22 protein-coding genes are annotated in these 23,688 nt (G+C 73.7%); 11 read left to right on the top strand and 11 right to left on the bottom strand.

The window, feature by feature from the left end:
* The coding region (locus JWQ92_RS00765; RefSeq protein WP_297342550.1) for an adenylosuccinate synthetase at positions 1 to 588 on the top strand (588 nt) is incomplete at its 5' end.
* Between the two features lie 54 nt (positions 589 to 642).
* Here the strand turns inward: JWQ92_RS00765 and JWQ92_RS00770 are convergent.
* Both JWQ92_RS00770 and JWQ92_RS00775 read right to left on the bottom strand, forming a co-directional pair.
* Positions 643 to 1,857 (bottom strand): MFS transporter, encoded by a 1,215-nt coding sequence (locus JWQ92_RS00770; protein ID WP_297342551.1) that lies wholly within the window; start codon positions 1,855 to 1,857, stop codon positions 643 to 645.
* 145 nt (positions 1,858 to 2,002) lie between these two features.
* Positions 2,003 to 4,912: a helix-turn-helix transcriptional regulator gene (locus JWQ92_RS00775; RefSeq protein ID WP_297342552.1), complete on the bottom strand. Its 2,910-nt coding sequence runs from the start codon at positions 4,910 to 4,912 to the stop codon at positions 2,003 to 2,005.
* A 125-nt stretch (positions 4,913 to 5,037) separates the two neighbouring features.
* On the opposite strand from JWQ92_RS00775, the gene JWQ92_RS00780 reads away from it, so the two are divergent.
* The 6 genes from JWQ92_RS00780 (at position 5,038) to JWQ92_RS00805 (ending at position 10,478) form a co-directional block, all read left to right on the top strand.
* The gene (locus tag JWQ92_RS00780) at positions 5,038 to 5,355 is read left to right on the top strand and encodes a chorismate mutase (protein WP_297342553.1); all 318 of its coding nucleotides are present in this window, start codon (positions 5,038 to 5,040) and stop codon (positions 5,353 to 5,355) included.
* Positions 5,356 to 5,507: 152 nt separating this feature from the next.
* Entirely contained in the window at positions 5,508 to 6,092 is a 585-nt protein-coding gene (locus JWQ92_RS00785) for a PadR family transcriptional regulator (protein ID WP_297342554.1), read from the top strand.
* Positions 6,089 to 7,618 (top strand): DHA2 family efflux MFS transporter permease subunit, encoded by a 1,530-nt coding sequence (locus JWQ92_RS00790; RefSeq protein ID WP_297342555.1) that lies wholly within the window; start codon positions 6,089 to 6,091, stop codon positions 7,616 to 7,618. The genes JWQ92_RS00785 and JWQ92_RS00790 overlap by 4 nt, the downstream gene beginning before the upstream one ends.
* Positions 7,615 to 8,814, top strand: a complete 1,200-nt coding sequence (locus tag JWQ92_RS00795) for an MFS transporter (RefSeq protein WP_297342556.1) — start codon at positions 7,615 to 7,617, stop codon at positions 8,812 to 8,814. Before JWQ92_RS00790 ends, JWQ92_RS00795 begins: the two co-directional genes overlap by 4 nt.
* Before the next feature lie 213 nt (positions 8,815 to 9,027).
* Complete coding sequence (locus tag JWQ92_RS00800) at positions 9,028 to 9,666, top strand: TMEM175 family protein (protein ID WP_297342574.1); 639 nt, start codon at positions 9,028 to 9,030, stop codon at positions 9,664 to 9,666.
* Positions 9,663 to 10,478 carry a hydrolase gene (locus tag JWQ92_RS00805; RefSeq protein WP_297342557.1) on the top strand — a complete coding sequence of 272 codons (816 nt, stop codon included), beginning with the start codon at positions 9,663 to 9,665 and terminating at the stop codon, positions 10,476 to 10,478. Before JWQ92_RS00800 ends, JWQ92_RS00805 begins: the two co-directional genes overlap by 4 nt.
* A gap of 53 nt (positions 10,479 to 10,531) precedes the next feature.
* Here JWQ92_RS00805 and purL read toward each other — a convergent pair whose 3' ends face one another.
* From purL to purD, 6 genes are all read right to left on the bottom strand, one after another.
* The gene (purL, locus tag JWQ92_RS00810; RefSeq protein ID WP_297342558.1) at positions 10,532 to 12,847 is read right to left on the bottom strand and encodes a phosphoribosylformylglycinamidine synthase subunit PurL; all 2,316 of its coding nucleotides are present in this window, start codon (positions 12,845 to 12,847) and stop codon (positions 10,532 to 10,534) included.
* A 104-nt stretch (positions 12,848 to 12,951) separates the two neighbouring features.
* Positions 12,952 to 13,650, bottom strand: a complete 699-nt coding sequence (purQ, locus tag JWQ92_RS00815; RefSeq protein WP_297342559.1) for a phosphoribosylformylglycinamidine synthase subunit PurQ — start codon at positions 13,648 to 13,650, stop codon at positions 12,952 to 12,954.
* The gene (purS, locus tag JWQ92_RS00820; protein WP_297342560.1) at positions 13,647 to 13,898 is read right to left on the bottom strand and encodes a phosphoribosylformylglycinamidine synthase subunit PurS; all 252 of its coding nucleotides are present in this window, start codon (positions 13,896 to 13,898) and stop codon (positions 13,647 to 13,649) included. The genes purQ and purS overlap by 4 nt, the downstream gene beginning before the upstream one ends.
* Before the next feature lie 110 nt (positions 13,899 to 14,008).
* Complete coding sequence (locus JWQ92_RS00825) at positions 14,009 to 14,866, bottom strand: VOC family protein (RefSeq protein ID WP_297342561.1); 858 nt, start codon at positions 14,864 to 14,866, stop codon at positions 14,009 to 14,011.
* A 17-nt stretch (positions 14,867 to 14,883) separates the two neighbouring features.
* Entirely contained in the window at positions 14,884 to 15,762 is an 879-nt protein-coding gene (locus JWQ92_RS00830; protein WP_297342562.1) for a phosphoribosylaminoimidazolesuccinocarboxamide synthase, read from the bottom strand.
* On the bottom strand, positions 15,759 to 17,021 hold the full coding sequence (gene purD / locus JWQ92_RS00835; protein WP_297342563.1) for a phosphoribosylamine--glycine ligase: 1,263 nt from the start codon (positions 17,019 to 17,021) through the stop codon (positions 15,759 to 15,761). The genes JWQ92_RS00830 and purD overlap by 4 nt, the downstream gene beginning before the upstream one ends.
* Before the next feature lie 58 nt (positions 17,022 to 17,079).
* On the opposite strand from purD, the gene JWQ92_RS00840 reads away from it, so the two are divergent.
* Both JWQ92_RS00840 and JWQ92_RS00845 read left to right on the top strand, forming a co-directional pair.
* A complete protein-coding gene (locus JWQ92_RS00840; protein ID WP_297342564.1) occupies positions 17,080 to 17,442 on the top strand; it encodes a sterol carrier family protein in 363 nt (120 codons plus the stop codon).
* Positions 17,439 to 17,735, top strand: a complete 297-nt coding sequence (locus tag JWQ92_RS00845) for an energy-coupling factor ABC transporter permease (protein WP_297342565.1) — start codon at positions 17,439 to 17,441, stop codon at positions 17,733 to 17,735. The genes JWQ92_RS00840 and JWQ92_RS00845 overlap by 4 nt, the downstream gene beginning before the upstream one ends.
* Positions 17,736 to 18,052: 317 nt before the next feature.
* Here the strand turns inward: JWQ92_RS00845 and JWQ92_RS00850 are convergent, their stop codons facing one another.
* Complete coding sequence (locus JWQ92_RS00850; RefSeq protein WP_297342566.1) at positions 18,053 to 19,435, bottom strand: protein kinase; 1,383 nt, start codon at positions 19,433 to 19,435, stop codon at positions 18,053 to 18,055.
* 63 nt (positions 19,436 to 19,498) lie between these two features.
* Positions 19,499 to 20,968: an amidophosphoribosyltransferase gene (gene purF, locus JWQ92_RS00855; RefSeq protein ID WP_297342567.1), complete on the bottom strand. Its 1,470-nt coding sequence runs from the start codon at positions 20,966 to 20,968 to the stop codon at positions 19,499 to 19,501.
* A 90-nt stretch (positions 20,969 to 21,058) separates the two neighbouring features.
* Here purF and purM point away from each other — a divergent pair, with 90 nt between their 5' ends.
* Positions 21,059 to 22,156 (top strand): phosphoribosylformylglycinamidine cyclo-ligase, encoded by a 1,098-nt coding sequence (purM, locus tag JWQ92_RS00860; RefSeq protein WP_297342568.1) that lies wholly within the window; start codon positions 21,059 to 21,061, stop codon positions 22,154 to 22,156.
* A 10-nt stretch (positions 22,157 to 22,166) separates the two neighbouring features.
* On the opposite strand, the gene JWQ92_RS00865 is transcribed toward purM, so the two are convergent.
* Positions 22,167 to 22,337, bottom strand: a complete 171-nt coding sequence (locus JWQ92_RS00865; protein ID WP_297342569.1) for a DUF3073 domain-containing protein — start codon at positions 22,335 to 22,337, stop codon at positions 22,167 to 22,169.
* A gap of 130 nt (positions 22,338 to 22,467) precedes the next feature.
* Between JWQ92_RS00865 and JWQ92_RS00870 the strand changes: the two genes are divergently transcribed.
* The gene (locus JWQ92_RS00870) at positions 22,468 to 23,673 is read left to right on the top strand and encodes an FAD-dependent oxidoreductase (RefSeq protein ID WP_297342570.1); all 1,206 of its coding nucleotides are present in this window, start codon (positions 22,468 to 22,470) and stop codon (positions 23,671 to 23,673) included.
* The last annotated feature ends 15 nt before the right edge of the window (positions 23,674 to 23,688 follow it).

Here is a 23,688-nt window from a genome sequence, read left to right on the forward strand (position 1 = left end):
TACCCGTTCGTCACGTCCTCGAACGCGACGAGCGGTGGTGCGGCGACGGGGTCCGGCGTCGCGCCGAACCGGTTCGACCGGATCATCGCCGTCTGCAAGGCCTACACGACCCGGGTCGGGGCGGGCCCGTTCCCGACGGAGCTGCACGACGCGTCCGGCGAGTTCCTGCGCTCCAAAGGCTTCGAGTTCGGGACCACGACGGGCCGGCCGCGGCGCACGGGCTGGTTCGACGCCCCGATCGCCCGGTACGCGCAGCGGATCAACGGCGTCACCGACTTCGTGCTCACGAAGCTCGACGTGCTCACGGGCCTCGACACGATCCCGGTGTGCGTGGCGTACGAGGTCGACGGCCGGCGGATCACCGAGGTGCCGGTCTCGCAGTCCGACTTCCACCACGCGGTCCCGGTGTACGAGGAGCTGCCGGGCTGGAGCGAGGACATCACGGGAGTGCGCCGCTTCGAGGACCTGCCGCAGGCGGCGCAGGACTACGTCACCACCCTCGAGGGCATGATGCGGGCGCCCGTCTCGGTGATCGGGGTCGGCCCCTCGCGCGACGCGGTCGTCGTGCGCCGCGACCTGCTGGACTGATCGACGGGCCGCGCGCCGAGGCGCACGACCCGTCGTCCTCCAGCGGCGGCTCGGTCAGGTCGCGGGCACCACGGCGATCCGCGACGCCGGCCGCGCGGTGATCAGCACGACGGCGTAGATGCAGACGCCGGCCGCCAGCACGAGCAGGGCGCCGGCGAGGCCGAGCAGTCCCGCCAGCGGGGCGGCGATCAGCGAGCCGAGGGCGATCCCGCCGATCGAGGCGGGGAAGGCGAAGCCGTAGGCGCGACCGAAGACGGCGTCGTCGAGCTGCTGCTGCAGCGCGGTCTCCGTGAAGACCTCCACGATCACCGCGCCCGCGCCGTTCACGGCGCAGAGGACGAGGGCGAGGGCGAGCGCAGGGACCGAGGCCATCAGTGCGAGGGGGGCTCCGGCGGCGAGGAGGGCGACCGCGACGATGCGGGAGACCCGGGAGAACCGGCCGAGCCGGCTGACCAGCGCCGTGCCGATCACGCCGCCGGCGCCGGTCGCGGCGAGCAGGAGCCCGTATCCGTGGTCCCCCCAGCCGTCCTGCTGGCTCACGAGGACGAGCAGCACGGTCTCCGCGCCGTAGAGGACGCTGCAGAGGATGTCGGCGCCGACGAAGCGCGCGGCGACGGGGTGCCGGCGCAGCTCCCGCAGTCCTTCGGCGAGCTGCCGCAGGAGCGGGTCCTCGCCTGCGCCACCGGCGGGGGCGAACGCGGGGCCGGCAGGGATCGCCGCGATGAGCAGCGCAGAGAGGACGAACGTCGCGGCGTTGATCGCGAAGAGGGCCGCCGGGTCGGTGAGCGTCAGGAGCAGGGCGCCGATCGCCGGTCCGGCGAGGACCGACCCGGCGCCGATCACGGAGCGGACCGCGTTCGCGCCGGGCAGGTCTGCGGCGGGGACCAGCTTCGGCGTGCTCGCGGCGGTCGCCGGGGGGTAGGCGATGGACGCCGCCGTGGCGAGGCCGGCCAGCACCGGGGCGAGAACGACCGGTGCGCCGCTCACCACGACGACGGTGAGCAGGAGCATGAGCGCAGCGCGGAGGACGTCGGACAGGATCATCAGCCGGCGGCGGTCGAACCGGTCGGCGAGGGCCCCGCCGAGCGGACCGAGCACGACGATCGGGAGGACACGCATCACCGTGGTCACGCTCACCCAGAGCACCGAGTGCGTGCGGTCGAACACGAAGACGAGCAGGGCGACGTTGTAGAGCCAGTCGCCGCACTGCGAGGCGGCGAGGGCGGCCGCGAGGCGGCGGAACGACGGGGATCGGAGTGCGGATCGCATGGCGGCTTCCTTACGGCAGGAGGGGTTCGTGTCCCTCGAGCCTCGGGATGAGGAGGGGCGCCCCACATCGGGCGATCGCCGCATCCTCAGCCGGGCGAACCGTCTGAGGAGCCGCCCGTCGTCCCTGAGCAGCCGCCCGGCCGCCTTAGTCGGCGGTCAGGAGCCCTACGCGCTGCGCCAACCCGGCCGCTTCCGTGCGGGTGCCGACCTCGAGCTTTGCGAGGATGTTCGACACGTGGACGCTCGCCGTCTTCGGGCTGATGAAGAGCGCGGCGGCGATCTGCGGGTTGGATCGCCCGGCGGCGACCAGCCGCAGGACCTCCAGCTCCCGGGTCGTGAGCCGCCGCTCGACGGCCGATGCCGCGGTGCCGCGCCCGGGCAGCGGAAGCCCTGCGGTGGAGACGAGCGCGGCGATCGAGTCCGCGAGCGGGGCGGCGCCGATCCGTGCCGCCTCCCCTGCCGCCTCCTCGAGGTCCGCCGCGGCGGACTCCGGCTGCCCCTCCGACAGCGCCGCCTCGCCGGCACGGTAGAGCGAGTAGGCGTGGGGATACGGCCAGCCGAGCTCCGCCCAGGACGTCGCCACCCGGTGCCAGGTGTCGCGGGTGGCGGAGCCTTCCGCTCGCGCCTGCTCGGCCGTGGCGAGATGGAGGTAGGCCCGTTGCGGTGGCGTGGCGTCGCCGATCCGCGCGACGAGCGGGGGGATCCGTTCCTCACCGGGCCCTCCTGCGAGCACCCGATCGGCGTCGATGCGGGCGGCGAGCCACAGGAGCGGCCACGCGTACGGCGAGGACCACGGCTCGTCGATGGCTGCAGCCAGCAGCCGCTCGACGGCGCCCGCGGGATCCCCGTCGTGCTCGAGCAGCATCGCCGCCGTGCAGGCGAGGGGCTGGGCGAACTGCTCGTCGTCGATGTCGCCGACCATCGCGGTCGCGTCCCGCAACCTCCGCGCGGCATCCGCCCAACGGCCCGACAGCGCCGCGAGCTGGGCTCCGACGTCGCTGAGGGTGGCGGCGTAGATCCCCTCCGGGCGAGTGCGGAGGGCTCTCTCGATCACCTGCTCGGCTCTCGCCCACTCACCGACGTGCAGCAGGGACTCGGCGAGGTTGCCGGCGAGGTAGTCGCCGAGGGTCCGCACGAGGCCGCTCCGTTCCGCGACCGCCATCCCCTCGTCGGCCACCGCCGCGGCTTCCGCCGAGCGGCCCTGCATCTCGAGGACGTGGGACAGGTTGATCGCCCCGCGCAGGGTCGTGAACACCGCGCCGGCCTCCTGGGCGAGCCCGATCGCCGCCCGGAGCTCGTCGAGCGCATCGTCGAACTCGCCGAGCCAGGTGGTCGCCACACCGACCGTCAACCTCGCGTCCGCCTCCTCCGCCCTGGCACCGGCGGCCCGGGCCGCCTCGACCGCCAGGCGCCCCACCTCGCGTGCCTGCTCCGGAGCGGAGGACCGCATGTGGAGGTTCGCGAGCGCACCGAGGATCGCCGCCTGGAGCTCGGTCGCGGGCGCGGCCGGCAGCAGCGCGAGGGCCTCGGTGCAGATCTCGATCGCGTCGGGGATGCGGCCGAGATCACGCAGCACCCGCGCCCTGCGGTGGAGCACTGCTGCTCGCCGCTCCTGCGTGCCGTCGCCGAGCTCCTCGGGGACGAGCGCGAGCAGGGCGAGCGCCCGGTCGACGGCTCCGCTCTGGTGCGCGGCGTCCGCCGCCGCGAGGAGCACGTCGGCACGGTCGGCGCCCGCGAGATCCGCGGCGTCGGGGACGCGGGGCCACAGCTGCAGCGCCCGCTCGTAGTGGGTGAGACCCTCGGCAGGGGCCAGGCCGCCGACGGACAGGCGCGCGGCCTCGACGGAGGCGACGAGGGCCCGCGGCAGGTCGAGCGCCGCGAACCAGTGGTGGGCGGCGGCGGCGGCTCGGGTCGTGCTGTCCTGAACGAGGCCGGGCTGGGCCTCGATGGCGGCGCCGAACGCCGCATGGATGCGGCCGCGCTCACCGGGGAGCAGGTCGTCGTAGACGGCGTCCCGGACGAGGGCGTGCCGGAACCGGTACCCGGGGCCTGCGACGACGAGCAGGTGGGCGTCGACGGCCTCCCGGAGGGCGGCGAGCCCCGTCTCGGGCGACGCCTCGGCGGCGGCGAGCAGCAGGGGCTCGTCGACCTCCGGTCCAGCGACCGCGGCGTGCCGGAGCATCCGCTGCGCCTCGTCGCCGAGCGCGTCCACGCGGGCGAGCAGCAGATCCCGCAGGTTCGGCGGCAGCCCGTCGGGGTCGCCACCCGCCTGGACCACCCCGACCAGCTCCTCGACCAGGAAGGCGTTGCCTTCCGATCGCGCGAAGATCGTCTCCAGCACCCGCGGCTCCGGCTCGGTCCCGAGGATCGCTGCGATCTGCGTCCGCACGTCGTCGAGGTCGAACCGGTCGAGCTCCAGATGACGGACCGCCCGCATCCGGTCCCAGCCGAGCACGAGCGGCCGCAGCGGGTGACGGCGATGGAGCTCGTCGGAGCGGTACGTGTACAGGAGGGCGATCGGCGCGGCCCTGAGGGCCTGCACCAGGTAGGCCGCGAGATCCAGGGTGGAGCGGTCGGCCCAGTGGAGGTCCTCGAGGACGACGAGCAGCGGCTGGTCGGCCGCGAGGCGCACGAGGAGGCCGAGCACCAGCTCCAGCAGCTGCGACCCCTCGGCCGGAGGCGCTTCGGCGGGCTGGTCCAGGCCGGGCAGGAGCCGGGGGAGGAGGCGCCGCGCCGGCCCGAGCAGATCCGCGAGCCGCTCTGGCGAGGTCGATCTGGTGAGATCACGGAGGGCCTCGACGAGCGGTGCGAACGGCAGGCCCTCCGCGCCGAGCTGCACGCAGTGCCCGGAGAGCACCCGCATGCCGGCGCCCTCGGCCAGCCGCGCTGCTTCATCGACGAGGCGGGTCTTCCCGACGCCCGCCTCCCCGGACAGCAGCACGAGACCGGTCTCGGCGTTGCGGGCCGACTCGAGGGTCGCGGCGATGGCGGCGCGCTCGCGGGCACGGCCGACGAGCACGGGGGAGACCGGAGCGCCGGAAGCCGCTGTGTCCACGCGGGAGGGCCGCCCTTCCTGTCGGGATCCGCAGTCATCCTGCCACCGGCGGTGAGCCCGGAGCCGGTTCGCCTCGGGAAGCGGGCGGGCGGGTGCGGTCGGGGCGCACGTCCTAGGGTCGACGCATGAGCGATCCGGGGATCTCCGACGACGCCGTGACCGAGCTCGCCTCCCTCCGCGCGAGCATCGACAACATCGACGCGGCGCTGGTGCACCTCCTCGCGGAGCGCTTCAAGTGCACCCAGCAGGTGGGCCACCTGAAGGCCGCGGCGGGTCTGCCTGCGGCGGATCCGGACCGGGAGCGCCAGCAGATCGCGCGCCTCCGGGCGCTCGCCGAGGAGTCGCACCTCGATCCGGCGTTCGCCGAGTCGTTCCTCTCCTTCATCGTGGCCGAGGTCATCCATCACCACGAGCGCATCGCGGAGGACCGCGCCCGCGCCTGAACGGCCGGCTCGACGGGGCGGGCGCCCGAGCACCCTCCAGCAGGACGGGTCTGCGCGACTGGATTCCTCCTGCTGGGGTGCTCGTGACGGTGGCCGGCTGGATGATCCGCAGGTACTATTCCGGATGGAATAATCGACCGGGAGGAGTGACGATGATCGGCCCGCTCGCCGTCGCCGTGCTCGGACTCCTGCTCGAACGGCCCATGCATCCGTACGAGATGGTGCAGCTGCTGCTCGCCCGGTCCGAGGACCGGCTCATCAAGGTGCGGCCGGGATCGCTCTACCACGCGGTCGACCGGCTCCACGCCGACGGCTTCGTGCGGCCCGTCGGCACGGAGCGCGCCGGCAACCGGCCGGAGCGCACCACCTATGCGATCACGGCCGAGGGCGTGGATGCGCTGGGGGACTGGGTGCGTCAGGCGCTCGCCGCCCCCGCTCCCGAGTACCCCCGATTCCCGCTCGCCCTCGGCGAGGCCCACAACCTCCCCCGCGACGAGGTGGTCGCGCGGCTGCGCCGCCGCCTCGTGGCCCTCCACGGGCAGGAGGCCGAGATCGCGGCGGGGGAGGGGATCGTTCGCGGCAAGGAGCTCCCAGAGGCCTTCTGGCTCGACCTCCCGTACACCCGCGTACTGCTCACGGCGGAGATCGACCACCTCACCACGCTCGTGGCCCGCATCGAATCGGGCGACCTCTCCTGGCCGGATCCTCCGGTCACCGAACCCCACGGAGTCCAATGACCCACGAAGTGAAGCCCTGGCCGGCCCTCTGGTCGCTCATCATCGGCTTCTTCATGATCCTGATCGACACGACCATCGTGTCGGTCGCGAACCCCGCGATCCTCCGCGGTCTGCACACCGACATCGACTCGGTGATCTGGGTGACGAGCGCCTACCTGCTGGCGTTCGCCGTGCCGCTGCTCATCACCGGTCGCCTCGGCGACCGGTTCGGCCCGAAGAACCTCTACCTGACGGGCCTCGTCATCTTCACGCTCGCCTCCGCCTGGTGCGGCTTCGCGGGCACCATCGGCGTGCTGATCGCCGCCCGGGTCGTGCAGGGCATCGGCGGCGCGCTCATGTCGCCGCAGACGATGGCCGTCATCACCCGCATCTTCCCGCCCGAGCGCCGCGGACAGGCCCTCGGGCTCTGGGGCGCGACCGCCGGCGTCGCGACCCTCGTGGGTCCGATCCTCGGCGGCCTGCTCGTCGACGGATTCGGCTGGGAGTGGATCTTCTTCGTCAACGTGCCGATCGGGATCGCCGCGTTCGTGCTCGCCGCGCGGTTCGTGCCGGCGCTGCCGACGCATCACCACCGCTTCGACATCCCGGGCGTGCTGCTCTCCGCGGTCGGCCTGTTCCTGCTCGTCTTCGGCCTGCAGGAGGGGCAGACCTACGACTGGGGCGTGATCACCGGGCCGATCAGCGTCTGGGGCCTCATCGTGGCGGGCGTCGTCGTGCTGGCCGTGTTCGTCCTGCAGCAGGCGCTGACGAAGCGGGAGCCGCTCGTGCCGCTGCACCTCTTCCGCGACCGCAACTTCTCCGTCGCGAACGTCGTGATCACGGCCGTCGGCTTCACCGTGACGAGCCTGTCGCTGCCCCTGGTGTTCTACTTCCAGGTCGTGCGCGGGATGACGCCGACCCAGTCGGCACTGATGCTCGCTCCCATGGCGGTGCTGAACATCGGCCTCGCACCCGTCGTCGGGCGGCTGGTCGACCGGGTGCACCCGCGGCTGCTCGCGGTGCCGGGTCTCGTGCTGTTCAGCGGGGCGCTGTTCCTGTACTCGCGGATGCTCACCCCGGACATCGCGTGGGGCTGGCTGCTGCTGCCCGCCGTCGTGCTCGGCTTCGCGAACGCCCTCACCTGGTCGCCGGTGTCGTCCACGGCGACCCGCGGGCTGCCGCCGCGTGAGGCGGGTGCCGGCTCCGGCATCTACAACACGACCCGGCAGATCGGCAGCGTCATCGGCAGCGCGGCGGTCGCGGTGCTCATCCAGTCGCGGCTCGTCGCCGACCTCCCGCACGGGCCGGGCCAGGGGGCGTCGTCGTCCGACTTCACCCTCGGCGGCCCGCTGCCCGCGTTCCTGCACGACGGCTTCACCGCCGCCATGTCGGAGGCGCTGATCCTGCCGGCGATCGTCGTGCTGGTCGGCGCCGTCGCCGCCGCGGTGTTCGTGCGGCCGACGATGGCGGCCTGGCAGCGGCCGGGCGAGCAGACCCGCACGCCCGAGTCGCCCGATGCCCAGCCGCAGGCGGTGCAGCAGGCGTGACGGCTCCCGTCGTCCGGGCCCGGACCGTCTCCGCGGCCCGGGCCTGGACGATCCTCGCCGTCGGTGTTCTCGCGCAGACCGCGACGACCGCGCTCGTCGCAGCGCCCGCGCTGCTGCTCCCCGTCCTGCATCAGCGGCAGCACCTGCCACTCCCGGTCGCCGGCCTGATCGCGGGTGCGCCGAACCTCGGACTCGTGCTCACGCTCGTCGCATGGGGCTGGGCGGCCGACCGGTTCGGCGAGCGGGTGGTGCTGGTCTCGGGCCTCGCGGCCACGACCGTGCTCGGCGGCCTCGCCGCCCTGCCCGCCGGGCCGGCCGTCTTCGGCCTCCTCCTGCTCGCCGCGGGGGCCGCGTCCGCCTGCGCGAACGCGGCCAGCGGCAGGGTCGTCGTCGGCTGGTTCCCGAAGGAGCGCCGCGGCCTCGCCATGGGCATCCGGCAGATGTGCCAGCCGCTCGGCGTCACGATCGCCGCGCTCACCGTGCCGCAGCTCGGGGCCGCAGCCGGTCTCGGCACCGCCGTGCTGCCGCCGACCGCGCTGTGCGCGGCAGCCGCGGTGCTCTGCCTGTTCGTGATCATCGATCCGCCGCGGGGCGTGCGCACGGCGGTGACCGGGCGCAACCCCTACCGCGGCGACGGCTACCTCTGGCGGATCCACGCGGTCTCGGCACTGCTCGTGGTCCCGCAGTTCACCCTGTCGACGTTCGGGCTCGTCTGGCTCGTCGCCGGACTCGGCTGGCAGGTCCTGCCGGCGGGGCTGCTCGTCGGTGCGGCGCAGCTGGCCGGGGCGATCGGCCGGCTGCTCGTCGGGGCGCTCAGCGATCGGGCCGCCAGCCGGATCGGGCCGCTGCGGATCGTCGCGGTCGCGGCGCTCGCGGTGATGGTGCTGCTCGCGATCGCCGCGGGCCTGCTGCCGGCCGCCGCCGCGGTCGTCTACGTGATCGCGGCGACGGTGTCCGTGGCGGACAACGGCCTCGCCTTCACCGCCGTCGCCGAAGGTGCGGGATCCCACTGGGCGGGACGGGCGCTCGGCGTGCAGAACACCGGCCAGTTCCTCGCCGCCGCCGGGGTCGGGCCGCTCGTCGGCGCCCTCATCGGCTGGCTGGGCTATCCGCTCGCGTTCCTCGTCGTCGCCCTCACCCCTGCGGCCGCGATCCCGCTCGTCCCCGCGACCGCAGCGGAGCGCGACCGCCTCTGACGCGTCTGACGCCGTTCCGGAGTTCCTGCGGGACACGCCGCCTCCCGCGGTGCAGGGGCGGCGTGTCCTCCGGTTCCTCCGGAACGGCGCGACGCGGGCCGCTGCGGTGGGACGGCTGCCGGGCCTACGATCCTGCCCATCAGCACCGAATCGGCAGCCCGACCGGACGGCGCGGCGCTCCCCGTCGACGAGGAGGCCGAGCCGGACCTCCGCCTGTCGCCGACCGCGCGCACCGAGGCGTTCAGCGACGGCGTCTTCGCCATCGCGATCACCCTGCTCGTGCTCGAGGTGCACGTGCCGCAGCGGAGCGACCTCGGGCCGGGCGGCCTGCTCCCCGCGCTCCTCGGCAACTGGCCGTCCTACCTCTCCTACCTCGCGACGTTCCTCACCGTCGGCGTCATCTGGCTGAACCACCACGGGGTCTTCCAGCGCATCCGCCGGGTCGATCGCACGATCCAGTGGTGGAACCTGATCCTGCTGCTGCTCGTGTCCTTCACGCCGTTCCCGAACGCGCTGCTCGCGGAGTACCTCGAGCACAACGGCTTCCTCAGCCCGGACGTCCGGATCGCTGCGGCGACCTACGCGCTGGTCTTCGCGGCCGCGACCGCCCCGTGGGTGGGGATCTGGCACCACCTCGCGAAGCATCCGGAGCTGCTCGAGCCCGGGTGGGACACCACCTCCGCGAAGCACGAGCTGAAGCGCAGCGTCCTCGGCCTCGTCGCCTACAGCTGCGGCATCGTGATCGCGGGCTCCCTGCCGCTGCTCGCGGTCGGCCTCTTCCTGCTCGCGGCGGTGTACTACGCGACGACCGCGGGCGGGGTGCGGATCCGCCGGCGGAGGCCGGGGCCGTGACGGTCCGTCTCTGCGCGACGTGCGCCGTCGAGCAGCCGTCCGAGGGCCCGCTGCCGGACGTGTGCCCGATCTGCGCGGACGAGCGCCAGTACGTGCCGGCCACGGGCCAGCGCTGGACGACGCTCGACGAGCTCGCCGTCGATCGTCGCGGTGCGCTCACCGTGCTGGAGCCGGGAATCGTCGCGATCACGACCGACCCCGGCGTCGGGATCGGCCAGCACGCTCTGCTCGTGGCGACGCCGGCGGGCAACCTGCTCTGGGAGCCCACCGGCTTTCTCGACGACGTGCTCGCCGCGGAGGTCGAGCGTGCCGGCGGGGTCGCGGCCATCGCCTCGAGCCATCCGCACATGTTCGGCGTGCAGCTCGAGTGGTCGCGCCGGTTCGGCGACGCCCCTGTGCACGTCGCGGCGGCGGACCGCGAGTGGCTGCAGCGCACCGGCGACGCGGTGCGGTTCTGGGACGGCCAGGAGGAGGTGCTGCCCGGACTCGTCCTGCACCGCATCGGCGGGCACTTCCCCGGCAGCGCGGTCGTGCGGATGGCGGGGCACGACGGCCGCGGCGTCCTGCTGTCGGGCGACACGATGCTCGTCACGCCGGACCGCTTCGTCACCTTCCAGCGCAGCTACCCCAACCACCTGCCGCTCTCCACGGCGGTCGTGCGGCGGATGGCGGACGCGGTCGGGGCGCTCGCGTTCGACCGGCTGATCGACAACTTCGGGTCGGTGGTACCCGGCGGCGCCAGGGCGGTGGTGCAGCGCTCGGCCGACCGCTACATCGGGTGGGCCCGCGGGGACTTCGACGACCTGACCTGAGGTCGGCCGCCGACGAACCCCGCTCGCACCGCCTGACCGTCGCTCCGCGCCGCTCAGGAACCGGCGAACGTGGGCCCAGGCCCCAGGGCGGCGGGGAGCACGCCCGACCGGATGCGCCGCAGGTCCTCGATCCGCTCGGTGAACAGGCCCTGCACCTCGAGCGCGCCGCTCTCGGCGTCGGTCACCCCCAGACGGATCGCCGGCACGCGGCGGCCGGCGCAGAGGCCGACGAAGCGCACGTCCTCCTCGCGCGGCACGGCCACGAGCACGCGGGCGGTCGACTCGCTGAACAGGGCGGTGGCGGCGTCGACGCCGTCCCGGCCGAGCACCTCGTCGAGCCACACCCGCGCGCCGACGCCGAACCGCAGCACGCCCTCCGCGAGCGTCGCCGCGAGGCCGCCCTCGGAGAGATCGTGAGCGGCGGCGAGCAGCCCCTCGGACGCACCCGCGGCGAGCAGGCCGGCGAGGGAGCGCTCGGCCTCGAGCCGGACGGCGGGCGGGCGGCCGCCGAGGTGGCCGTGGACGACCTGCGCCCAGGCCGACCCGTCGAGCTCGAGCGCGGTCTCCCCGAGCAGGTAGAGGTTGAGGCCGTCGTCCTGCCAGCCGCTCGGCACCCGCTTCGCGACGTCGTCGATCACGCCGAGCACCCCGACGACCGGCGTCGGATGGATCGCCCGGTCGCCGGTCTGGTTGTAGAGCGACACGTTCCCGCCCGTCACCGGCACCTCGAGGGCGAGGCAGGCCTCCGACAGGCCGTCGACCGTCTCGGCGAACTGCCACATCACCTCGGGATTCGTCGGAGCGCCGAAGTTCAGGCAGTCGGTGACGGCGAGCGGGCGGGCGCCGGTCACGGCGACGTTGCGGTACGCCTCGGCCAGCGCGAGCTGGGCGCCGGCGCGGGGGTCGAGCTCGGAGTAGCGCCCGTTCGCGTCCGTGGAGATCGCGACGCCGAGGCCGCTCTCCTCGTCGACGCGGATCATGCCGGCGTCGTCGGGGAACGCGAGCGCGGTGTTGCCGAGCACGTACCGGTCGTACTGATCGGTGATCCACCGCACGTCGGCGAGATTCGGACTGCCGAGCAGCGCCCGGAGCTGCTCCGCGATCGCGGGGGCCTCGACGGGCCGGGGGAGCCGAGCCGCGGAGTCGGCCTGCAGGGCGTCGAGCCCCGCCGGCCGGGCGACGGGCCGGTCGTACACGGGACCGTCGACGGCGACGGTTGCGGGGTCCACGTCGACGATCGTCTCGCCGCGCCACGTGATCTCGAGCCGGCCGGTGTCGGTCACCTCACCGAGCACGCTCGTCTCGACGTCCCAGCGACCCGTGACGGCGAGGAAGCCCTCGAGCTTGTCCGGCGCGACGACCGCCATCATCCGTTCCTGGCTCTCGGACATGAGGATCTCCTCCGCCGTGAGCGTGGGATCCCGCAGCAGCACGGCGTCGAGGTCGATGCGCATGCCGCCGTCGCCGTTCGCGGCGAGCTCGCTCGTCGCGCAGCTGATGCCGGCGGCGCCGAGGTCCTGGATGGCCTCGACGAGGCCGCCCGCGTAGAGCTCGAGGCAGCACTCGATGAGCACCTTCTCGGCGAACGGGTCGCCCACCTGCACCGCCGGTCGCTTCGTCGGACCGCTCGCCGTGAAGGTGTCGGACGCGAGGATCGAGGCGCCGCCGATCCCGTCGCCGCCCGTGCGGGCGCCGAACAGCACGATCAGGTTGCCGGTGCCGGTGGCGTTCGCCAGCCGCAGGTCCTCGTGCCGCAGCACCCCGACGCAGAGGGCGTTCACGAGCGGGTTGCCCTGGTAGACCGCATCGAAGACGGTCTCGCCGCCGATGTTGGGCAGGCCGAGGCAGTTGCCGTAGAAGCTGATGCCCGAGACGACGCCGTGCACGACGCGCAGGGTGTCGGCCTCGGCGAGGTCGCCGAAGCGGAGCTGGTCCATGACGGCGACGGGCCGGGCCCCCATCGCGATGATGTCGCGCACGATGCCGCCCACCCCCGTCGCGGCACCCTGGAACGGCTCGATGTACGACGGATGGTTGTGGCTCTCGACCTTGAACGTCACCGCCCAGCCCCGGCCGACGTCGACGACGCCCGCGTTCTGGCCCATCCCGACCATCAGGTGCTCCCGCATCCGGTCGGTCACGCGCTCCCCGAAGCGGCGGAGGTACTGCTTGCTCGACTTGTAGGAGCAGTGCTCGCTCCACATGACGGAGTACATGGCGAGCTCACCCGAGGTGGGGCGGCGGCCGAGGATCTCGCGGATGCGCGCGTACTCGTCGTCGGTGAGGCCGAGCGCGGCGGACGGCTGCTCCCGCTCGGGCGTCGCCCTGGCCCGCTCGACGGTGTCGACGGCGGTCTGCTCCAGCGTCAATCCGGCTCCCTGATCGCTCGTGGTCGGCCAGATCAGCCTAGGCGCGGGGGCGGTGCCCGCCCGTCGCCCGCGGGGCGCGCGGAGGAGCCCCGCGGAGTCGGGTCTCAGCCCGCGAGAACACTCTCGAGCACCGATCGGAAGATCCGCAGGCCGTCGACCCCCGACCGCATGGCGGCACCGGTGTCCGGCCCGAAGCCCGGTTCGACCGCGTGCTCGGGGTGCGGCATGAGGCCCACGACGTTGCCGGCCTCGTTCGCGACGCCGGCGATGTGGTTGACGGATCCGTTCGGGTCGATGTCCACGTACCGGAACACCACCCGTCCCTCGTCCTCGAGCCGGGCCACGGTGTCGGCGTCGGCGACGTAGCCGCCCTCCCCGTTCTTCAGCGGAACGACGATCTGCTCACCCTGATCGAAGCCCCGCGTCCAGGCCGTGCTCGTCGACTCCACGGCGAGCCGCTGGTCGCGGCAGACGAAGGCGCCGTGGTCGTTGCGGACGAGGCCGCCGGGCAGCAGGTGCGCCTCGGTGAGCATCTGGAAGCCGTTGCAGATGCCGAGAACCGGCACACCGCGGGTCGCGGCGTCCCGGACCTCGCGCATGATGGGCGAGTGCGCGGCGATCGCACCGCACCGCAGGTAGTCGCCGTAGCTGAAGCCGCCGGGCAGCACGACCGCGTCCACGCCGCCGAGGTCGTGGTCGCCGTGCCAGAGCCGCACCGGCTCGGCGCCCGCGAGGCGGATCGCCCTCCTGGCGTCGCCGTCGTCGAGGGAGCCCGGGAACGTGATGACGCCGATCCTGGTCACGCGGTCGCCTCCGCCACCCGCACGACGTCCTCGATCACGCCGTTGGCCAGCAGCGTCTCGGCCACCTCGCGCGCGTCCGCGAGTGCGGCCTCGTCGACCGGTCCCTCGACCGTCAGCTCGAACCGCTTGCCGACGCGCACGCCGGCGAACCGGTCCTTGCCGAGCCGGCCGAGCGCACCCGCCACGGCCTTGCCCTGGGGATCGAGCAGCTCCGCCTTCGGCATGACCTCGACGACGATCACGGGCACGGGGGCTCCTTCCGTCCGTTTCCGGGCGGGATCGAGCCTACCGAGCGAAGCGCCGCGGCTCGGCGCCCGGCGCCGGGGCGTCCCTCGTGCGTGCGTACCCGCGGCACGCGTCAGGAGACCGCCGCGGCGACCTCGGCGCGCACGGCGTTCCGCCAGGGATCCTCGAAGGCGAGGGAGCGGCCGTCGTTCCTCGAGACCGCGCCGGCGACGCGCAGCCGGTCCTCGAGCGCACCGAGCGCGTCGTGGTCCGGCAGCTGGACGGTGACCTGGCCGAGACCGAGGGCGGGCGTCCGCGGCCCTGCGCCGCGGCTCGTCCAGGTGTTCATGCCGACGTGGTGGTGGTAGCCGCCGGCGGAGACGAAGAGCGCCTGCGAGCCGAAGGCGGCCGTGACGGCGAAGCCGAGCACGTCGACGTAGAACGCCCTGGCGGTCGGGATGTCGCCCACCTTCAGGTGCACGTGGCCGACCTGGGCGAGCCCGGCCGCGCCGTCCTCGACGAGGTGGTCCGCGAGGAACCGGTTCGGGTCGAGCGGCAGCGTCGCCATCGCGATGCGGGCGCCGTCCCACCGCCACTCGGATCGCGGCCGGTCGTGGTACAGCTCGACGCCGTTGCCCTCGGGGTCGTCGAAGTAGAACGCCTCGGAGACGAGGTGGTCGCTGGAGCCCGTGAACGACCCGGGGTAGTGGGTCGCGACGGAGAGGACCGCGCGGGCGAGCGCCGCGGGGGAGTCGAAGAGCACGGCCGTGTGGAAGAGGCCCGCGCCGCCGGCCGGTGCGTGACGCAGGCCGGGGGCGGCGTGCAGCACGACGGACGCGGTGCCGTCACGGCCGAGGGTGACCGTGTCCTGCGTGAGCGCGAGCACGTCGAGCCCCACGCCGTCCACGTAGTAGCGCGTCATCCCGTCGAGATCGCCGACGTCGAGGGCCACCGCACCCATCGCGGTGGCGGCGTGGAGCAGGTCGGACATGCCGGAAGTATGACACGTCAACGAACGCTCGTCATCCCTCGGTCGGCACGGCCCGTCAGGCGGTCGACCAGCTCGCGGTAGCGGCCGGCCGTGCGCTGCACGACCTCGTCCGGCAGCACGGGGGGCGTGCCGGTGCCGTCCCAGGCCGTCCGCAACCAGTCGCGCACGATCTGCTTGTCGAAGCTCACGCCCCTCCGGCCCTCGTCGTAGGCGGCGGCGTCCCAGTAGCGGCTCGAGTCCGAGGTGAGCACCTCGTCGGCGAGCACCGCCGGGTCGCCGTCCTGCTCGGCGCCGAACTCGAACTTCGTGTCGGCGAGCAGGAGGCCGGCCCGGGCCGCGACCGCGGCGCCCTCCCGGTAGACGGCCAGCGATCGGTCGCGGAGCAGCTCGGCGACCTCCCCTCCTACCAGCTCGACCACGCGGTCGAACGGGATGTTCTCGTCGTGCTCGCCCTGCTCGGCCTTGAACGCCGGCGTGAAGATCGGCTCCGGCAGCGCGTCCCCGTTCGTCAGGCCGGCGGGGAGCCGTACGCCGCTGATCGCGCCGGTCTCGCGGTACTCCGTGAAGCCGCTGCCCGTCACGACGCCGCGAACGACGCATTCCACCGGGTGCATGGACAGCCGTCGCACGAGCATGGATCGCTCGCGTACGCCCTCCGGGACCGTCGGGCCGTCGGGGGCGAGGTGGTTCGGCACGCCGGGCAGGCGGTCGAACCACCATCGGGTGAGCGCGGTGAGCATCGCGCCCTTGCCCGGGACGGCGGGCTCGAGCACCACGTCGAAGGCGCTGACGCGATCGCTGGCGACGAGCAGCAGCAGGTCCTCGTCCCCGTCCGGCGCGTAGAGGTCGCGAACCTTGCCGCTCCCGAGGTGGCGGAATCCGGGCAGGTCGGTCATTCGCGCTCCGCGATGTCGGTGCGCCACCGGGCGCCGGGCAGATGGATCCGCTCCACGCCCGCGTATGCGCGGGCTCGCGCCTCGGGGACGGAGCCGCCGACGCCGACGACCGTGAGCACCCGGCCGCCGGAGGAGCGGAGGCCGTCGCCGGCCCGGTCGGTCGCGGCATGCACGACGTGGACGCCGTCGAGCGCATCCGCTTCGTCGATCCCGGTGATCAGGCGGCCGACCGCCGGCTCGCCGGGGTAGCCCTCGCTCGCCAGCACGACGCCGACGGCGGCCTCGTCGCTGAACCGGAGCGGCTCGACGGCGTCGAGCGTGCCGGACGCCGCCGCGGCGAGCAGCTCGGAGAGCGGCGTGGCGAGTCGGGGGAGCACGACCTGCGTCTCGGGGTCGCCGAAGCGGACGTTGAACTCGATGACGCGCACATCCCGGTCCTCGACGACGAGCCCGCAGTACAGGAGTCCGACGAAGGGCGAGCCCTGGGCGGCGAGGCGCCGGAGCACGGGTTCGGCGATCGTGGCGCGCACGTGGTCGACGAAGGCCGCCTCGCCACCGAACGCGGCGTCGAGCCACGGCAGCGGCGAGAAGGCCCCCATACCGCCCGTGTTGCCGCCGGTGTCGCCGTCCCCGATCCGCTTGTAGTCCTGCGCGGGGGAGAGGGGCACGGCCCGGTCGCCGTCGCTCACGAAGAAGAGGGACGCCTCGCGTCCGGCGAGGAACTGCTCGACGAGCACCGGTCCCCGCTCCAACCAGGCGAGCGCGTGCGCGCGCGCGGCGTCGCGGTCCGCCGTGACGAGCACGCCCTTGCCGGCCGCCAGGCCGTCCGCCTTCACGACGTAGGGGGCCCCGCCCGCGTCGAGCGCCCCGTCGAGGTCCGCTGCGGTGAGCACATCCGTCGCCCTGCCGGTCGGCACGCCGGCCTCGGCCATGATCCGTTTCGCGAACGCCTTGCTGCCCTCCAGACGGGCGGCGGCGCGGTCGGGCCCGAAGACCGGGATGCCGCGCTCGCGCACCGCGTCCGCGACCCCCGCGATCAGCGGCGCCTCCGGCCCGACGACGACGAGGTCGACGGCCTCCTCGAGCGCGAGGGACGAGACGGCGGCCCCGTCCGACGGGTCGACGGGCACGGTTCGGGCGACCGCGGCGATGCCGGCGTTCCCGGGGGCGACGAGCAGCTCGTGGCCCGCGGCCTCGCGGGCGAGTGCGAGGGCGATCGCGTGCTCCCGGGCGCCCGAGCCGAGGATCAGGATGCGCACCCGAGCACCCTACCGAGGGGGCGTGCCCGTCCGTCCGGGGCGGCTACCCTCGACGACCGTGGCACGAGCACGCATCGACGACGTCGAGGGGGAGGCCGCGGTGCGCGCGGCGATCGCCGGCGAGGCGGACCGGGCGGCGACCGCGACCGCAGTGCGCTACCTGCTGCAGTGCCTCGCCGATCGGTCCGAGGGCAACAGCGTCGAGGTGCGCGTGCCGCCGCACGGCGCCGTGCAGTGCGTGCCGGGACCGCGGCACACGCGCGGGACGCCGCCGAACGTCGTCGAGATGGCGCCCGAGGTGTGGCTCGATCTCGCGACCGGCGCGCGCGCGTGGGCCGACGCCCGCGCCGACGGCGCCGTGCGCGCCTCCGGTGTGCGGGCCGATCTCGGCCCCTACCTGCCCGTCTGGCGCCGGCGGTGAGCGACCCCGACCGCCGGTCGGTCCGCGTCCGGCGCTCGCCGAAGGTGGGGGTCTTCCTCGCCCTGGGTGTGCTGCTCGGCGTGGTCGTCGCCGTGCTCGTCGCGCTGCTGACGCCGGAGGACGGCCGGTACCCGACGACTCAGGTGCTCGGGTTCCTCGTGCTGCTGTGCGCTCCCGTCGGAGCGGCGCTCGGGGGTCTCGTCGCGATCGTGCTCGACGCGATCGCGACCCGCCGCTCGCGCCTGCTGGAGGCCGAGCGCGTGGACGAGGGCGTCCCGCCCGCCGACGACTGACCGACGAGCGGCCGACGGGGAGCGTGCTCACGCCGGTGGCGCCCACCCGCATGAGCCCCGAGACGACGGTGCCGCCGGGCAGTCGGGGGAGGACTGCCCGGCGGCGTTCATCCGTGAGACCGGTCCACGGCCATGCGGGGAAGGTGGTCGTGGACGGCCCGACGCCCAGGGGGGGTCGGCGGAACGGACCTGCCGGTCATTGCGGGTAGTGACAGCGGTTGGGTGACCGCCTCGAGACCACCGTAGCAAAGCAGGAGGACAGACAGATCGTTCTGTCCCCCGATTCCGCATCCCCAAATCGGGGGGTGGCGGGATCGCTAGTCCTGTTGCAGGCTCACGCGCCGAGTCGCCCGGCGGATGTCCATCTCGTGCGTGACCATCGCCCCCAGGCTCTCGAGGATCTCGATCTCGGCGGTCGTGAACCGGCGCGGCTCGTAGCCGAGCACGCTGAGCGCCCCGAGCGCGTACCCGTCGGAGCTCATCAGCGGCACGCCGAGGTAGGACCGGAACGAGGAGTCCCCGGCGATCAGCGGGTTGTGGCAGGCGACCGCATCCTCGCGGGCGTCGGGGATGACGATGGTGCGGCCCGTCTCGACGACGCGCGTGCACAGGCCGGGGTCGCGGGCGACCTGGTCCGCGTCGATGCCGTGGTGCGACTTGAACCAGATCCGGTCGCGGTCGACGATGCTCACCGTCGAGACGGGCATGCCGAGCACGCGGGAGGCGAGCGCCGTGATCCGGTCGAACGCGCCCTCGGGCGGGGTGTCGAGCAGGTCGTAGCGCTGCAGCGACGCGAGGCGCGCCTCCTCGTTCAGCGTGGGGACGCCCTGCGTGCGCGCCTCCGCGTCGATGACCAGCCGGCGGAACGCGACCGAGAGCTCCGCGGGCGTCGGCCGCGAGCCCTGGGCGCGCTCGGTCATGGCCCCGAGCAGCTTCCGCCACGGGGTCGGCAGCGAGTCGGGGATCACCGGATCGCGCTCGAGCCTCGCGAGCGCCGAGTCCACGACGCCGCCGGGGAACTCCACGCGCCCGGTGATCGCCTGCAGCAGCACGAGGCCGAGCGAGTACACGTCGCCGGACGGGCCGGCCGTGCCGCCGCCCGCCTGCTCGGGGCTGAGGTACGCGGCGGTGCCGGTGGTGAACTCCTCCTCGGCGAGCGCGGCGACCAGGCCTGCGATGCCGAAGTCCGCGAGCTTGGCGCGGGGCCGCCGCGCCTCGTCCTCCGTGGACAGCAGCACGTTGGCCGGCTTCACGTCGCGATGCACGATGCCCCGGCCGTGGATGTAGTCGAGGCCCTCCGCCATGTCGTAGCCGATGTGCGCGACGTGCCGGAGCGGCAGCGGACCGTCGGCGAGCCGGTGCTTCAGGTCGGTGCCCCGCACGAGCTCGAGCACCAGGAACACCTGCGGCATCGCACCGCTGCGCTCGACGGCGACGTCGAGCAGCGTGATCAGGCTCGGATGGTTCAGCGAGGCGAGCAGTCGCGCCTCCTGCTGGTGGGCGCGCAGCTCCGCGTCGGACGCGTCGTGGGCGTTGAACAGCTTGATGGCCACGGATCGACCGAGCAGCTGGTCGTCCGCGCGGTAGACGGTCGCGGCCCCGCCACGGCCGAGCACGCCGGTGGGCAGGTAGCGGCCGCCGATGAGTGCGGGCAGCGGCGTCGCTACGGATCCGGGTGCGGACTCGGAGAGGAGGGACATGTCGACCTTTCACCTCCGGCGCGGAACGGGCGTGCGGGAGGCGCGGACGAGTGTACGTCTCCCTCAGGAGCGCTGGTTGGCTTCGACCCAGCTCAGGTACTCGGCGTCCACCGTGCCCGTCACGTACTGGCCGGTGAAGCAGCTCATCTCGAGGCCGTCCACGTCGGAGCCCTCGATGATCGCCTGCTCCATGTCGGCGACCTCCTGGTAGATCAGGTGGTCGGCCCCGATCTCGCGGGCGACCTCCGGGATCCGCCTGCCCGCTGCGACGAGCTCCTGCCTGGTCGGCATGTTGATGCCGTAGACGTGCGGATGCCGCACGGGCGGTGCCGCGGAGGCGAAGGTCACCTTGTTCGCGCCGGCGGCCCTGGCCATGTCGACGATCTCCTTGCTCGTCGTGCCGCGCACGATCGAGTCGTCGACGATGAGGACGTTCTTGCCCTTGAACTCGGTGCCGAGGGCGTTCAGCTTCTGCCGCACGCTGCGGCGGCGCACCGCCTGCCCCGGCATGATGAAGGTGCGGCCCACGTAGCGGTTCTTGTAGAAGCCCTCGCGGTAGGTGATGCCGAGCTTCTGCGCCAGCTGCATGGCGGAGGGGCGCGCGGAGTCCGGGATCGGCATGACGACGTCGATGTCGCCGAGCGGCGTGTAGCGCGCCACCGTGTCGGCGAGCCGGGCGCCGAGCCGCAGCCGCGCGTCGTAGACCGAGATGCCCGACATCGTCGAGTCCGGCCTGGCGAGGTAGACGTACTCGAAGGAGCAGGGCACGAGCCGGGGGAACTCGGCGCACTGCTCGAGGTGCAGCTGGCCGTCCTCGGTGATGAAGGCCGCCTCGCCCGGCGCGAGGTCCCGCAGCACCTCGTAGCCGTTGCTCTCGAGCACGAGGGACTCGGAGGCGACCATCCACTCGTCGCGCGACACCCCCTCGAGGTGGTCGGCGGTGCGGCGGCCGATGGTGAGCGGGCGGATGCCGAACGGGTCGCGGAAGGCGAGGAGGCCGCGGCCGGCGATGATGGCGATCGCGGCATACGAGCCCTCGACCCGCTCGTGCACCCGGCGGACGGCGGTGAACACCTGGTCGGGGTCGAGCTCGAGGCCGGACAGCTGTGACTGCAGCTCGTTCGCCAGCACGTTGAGCAGCAGCTCCGTATCGGAGTCGCTGTTGAGGTGCCGCCGGTCGACGTGGAAGAGATCGGCGGTCAGCTCGCGAGTGTTCGTGAGGTTGCCGTTGTGCACGAGCACGATGCCGTAGGGCGCGTTGACGTAGAACGGCTGCGTCTCGCCCTCGCTCGCCGCGGATCCGCGGGTCGCGTACCGCACGTGGCCGAGACCCACGTTGCCGAGCAGGGTGCGCATGTCCCGCGTGCGGTACGCCTCGCGCACCTGGCCGCGCGCCTTCACCATGTGGAAGGAGCCGCCGTCGTCCGTCACGATGCCCGTCGAGTCCTGACCGCGGTGCTGCAGCAGCAGCAGGGCGTCGTAGACGAGCTGGTTGACCGGACCGGCGGCGGAGACGCCGACGATGCCGCACATGCCGAGTGGATCTCCTGCCGTACGCTGCTGATGGCGGGGATCAGTGTGTCACGACGGCGCCGACCTCCCTGCCGGGGAGGGCTGGCACGCGTGACGGACCCGTACGCAGCGGCGGGCGTCGACACGGCCGCCGGCGACCGAGCCGTCGAGCTGATGAAGCGCAGCGTCGCCGCGACGCACACCTCCGCCGTGCTGGGCGGGGTCGGCGGGTTCGCGGGCCTCTTCGACGCGTCGGCGCTCGCCGGGATGCGGGCCCCCGTGCTCGCGACCTCCACCGACGGGGTCGGCACCAAGGTCGAGATCGCCCGCGCTCTCGACAAGCACGACACCGTCGGACAGGACCTCGTCGGCATGGTGGTCGACGACATCGTGGTGGTCGGCGCGAAGCCGCTGTTCATGACCGACTACATCGCCTGCGGACGGGTCGTTCCGGAGCGGATCGCGGAGCTCGTCGCGGGCATCGCGGACGCCTGCCGTCGCACCGGCACGGCCCTGCTGGGCGGCGAGACGGCCGAGCATCCCGGACTCCTCGGGGCGGACGAGTACGACCTCGCGGGCGCCGCGGTCGGTGCCGTCGAGCGGGACGCGCTGCTCGGCCCCGACCGGGTGCGCGACGGCGACGTCGTGCTCGCCCTCGCCTCGTCGGGGCTGCACGCCAACGGCTTCTCGCTGGTGCGGCGCATCCTGGCGGATGCGGGACTCGCGCCGACGGACGTCCTGGCGGACCTCGCCGGCCCGGTGGGCGAGACGCTGCTCACGCCGACCCGGCTCTACACGGCCGAGCTGCTGGAGGTGCTCGGTTCCGCGGACGGGTCCGCGGTGCACGCGCTGAGCCACGTGACCGGCGGCGGCATCGCGGCCAACCTCGCGCGCGTGCTGCCCGCAGGCACCGCGGTGCAGGTCGAGCGCGCCACCTGGAGCCCCGCACCGGTCTTCCGGGTGCTGGCCGATCTCGGCGGCCTGGCGATCGCCGACGTGGAGGGCACCTGGAACCTCGGCATCGGGATGCTCGCCGTCGTCGCTCCCGGGTCGGCCGAGGCCGTGAGGGCGAGGCTGGCGGGACTCGGCGTGCCCGCGTGGACCGCCGGGGTCGTCGCGGCCGAGGCGCCCGCCGGCGACGGCTGGACGCACGGCGCCAAGGGCGTGGACGGCGGAGCCGTGCGCCTCAGCGGCCGCTACGCCGCCTGAGGGAGCCGGCTCAGCGCCGCGAGTCCTCCCCGGCGAAGTCCTCCTCGGACCAGCCGGCGTGTTCATCGGACGTGTGTCCGGACAGCTCTTCCGCGAGCGCGTTGTAGTTCGTATCGGGGCTGAAGTACTTCAGCTCCCTGGCGACCTTCGTGTGCTTCGCCTTCTGACGGCCGCGCCCCATGCGAGACCCCCTCTTATCCGTCGTCACCGCGCTGTGGGTGACGACGCGGGAAAGGTGCGAAAACTGGCGATCATCGTAACACGGGCATGTACGGCAGGATGGATGCGGCACACGGGGAGGGGGTGGCGCGATGGCCCTGCCTCGGCGGACGGACGTCGTCATCATCGGTGCCGGACAAGCCGGGCTGTCGGTGGCGTACTACCTGCAGCGCCTCGGCGTGCGGTCCGGCGTGGATCAGCTCGTGCTCGATCGAGGACCCGGACCGGGTGGCGCGTGGCAGCACCGGTGGAGCGCGCTGCGACTCGGATCGGCGCACCGGGTGCACGACCTGCCCGGCATGCGCCGTGCCGGCGTCAGCTTCGAGACCGCCGACCGCTCCCGCCCCGCCCGTGACGTGGTCGGTGAGTACTACGGGCACTACGAGCGGTTCTTCGGCCTCGACGTGCGGCGTCCGGTCCTCGTGTCCGCCGTCTTCGACCAGGGTGCGGACCTCGTCGTGCGCACGGATGCGGGGGACATCGGCACGCGCATCGTCGTGAACGCGACCGGCACCTGGGGTGCGCCGTTCGTGCCGTACTACAAGGGCGTCCGCGAGTTCGCGGGGCGCCAGGTGCACACGTCCACCTACCGGGACGCGGGGGAGTTCGCGGGTCGGCGGGTGCTCGTCGTCGGCGGCGGCACGTCCGCGATCGGGTTCCTGCTCGAGCTCGAGGGCGTCGCGGCGAAGACGTTCTGGGTGACCCGCAGGCCGGTCGACTACCTCGACCATGGCACCCTCGATCTCGAGGCCGCCGTGACCGCCGTGCGCGACCAGGACGAGGCCGCGCGGGCCGGCAGGGCGCTGCCGAGCATCGTGAGCGGCACCGGCGTGCCGAAGACGCGCCGCATCGCCGCGGCGATCGAGCGGGGGCTGCTCGAGCCGCTGCCCGTGTTCGACCACCTCGACCGGTTCTCGGCCGTGTGGGCGGACGGCCGCACCGAGCGGATCGACGCCATCGTGTGGGCGACCGGCTTCCGGCCCGACATCCGGCATCTCGCGCCGCTCAAGCTGCACGAGAAGGCGGGGGGCGTCACGGTGACGACGGGCGCCGCCGAGCGGGATCCGCGGATCTTCTTCGCCGGCTACGGACCGACGGCGAGCACGATCGGCGCGAACCGGGCTGGCCGCACCCTCGCACGGCAGGTGTTCGCGGCGCTCGGCCAGACGACCTCGCCGGTGGCCGCGATCCGGCCGGAGGACGTGGTCTCGGCCCGCCCGCGGGAGGAGCCGGCGCCGAAGACCGGGCCGATCGACCACGTCGCCGAGCTCATGGCCCGCTTCTTCACCGACGCCTGACCCCTCCCTCCGGGC

This window comes from Amnibacterium sp., from assembly GCF_025463795.1.
Classification (GTDB): domain Bacteria; phylum Actinomycetota; class Actinomycetes; order Actinomycetales; family Microbacteriaceae; genus Amnibacterium.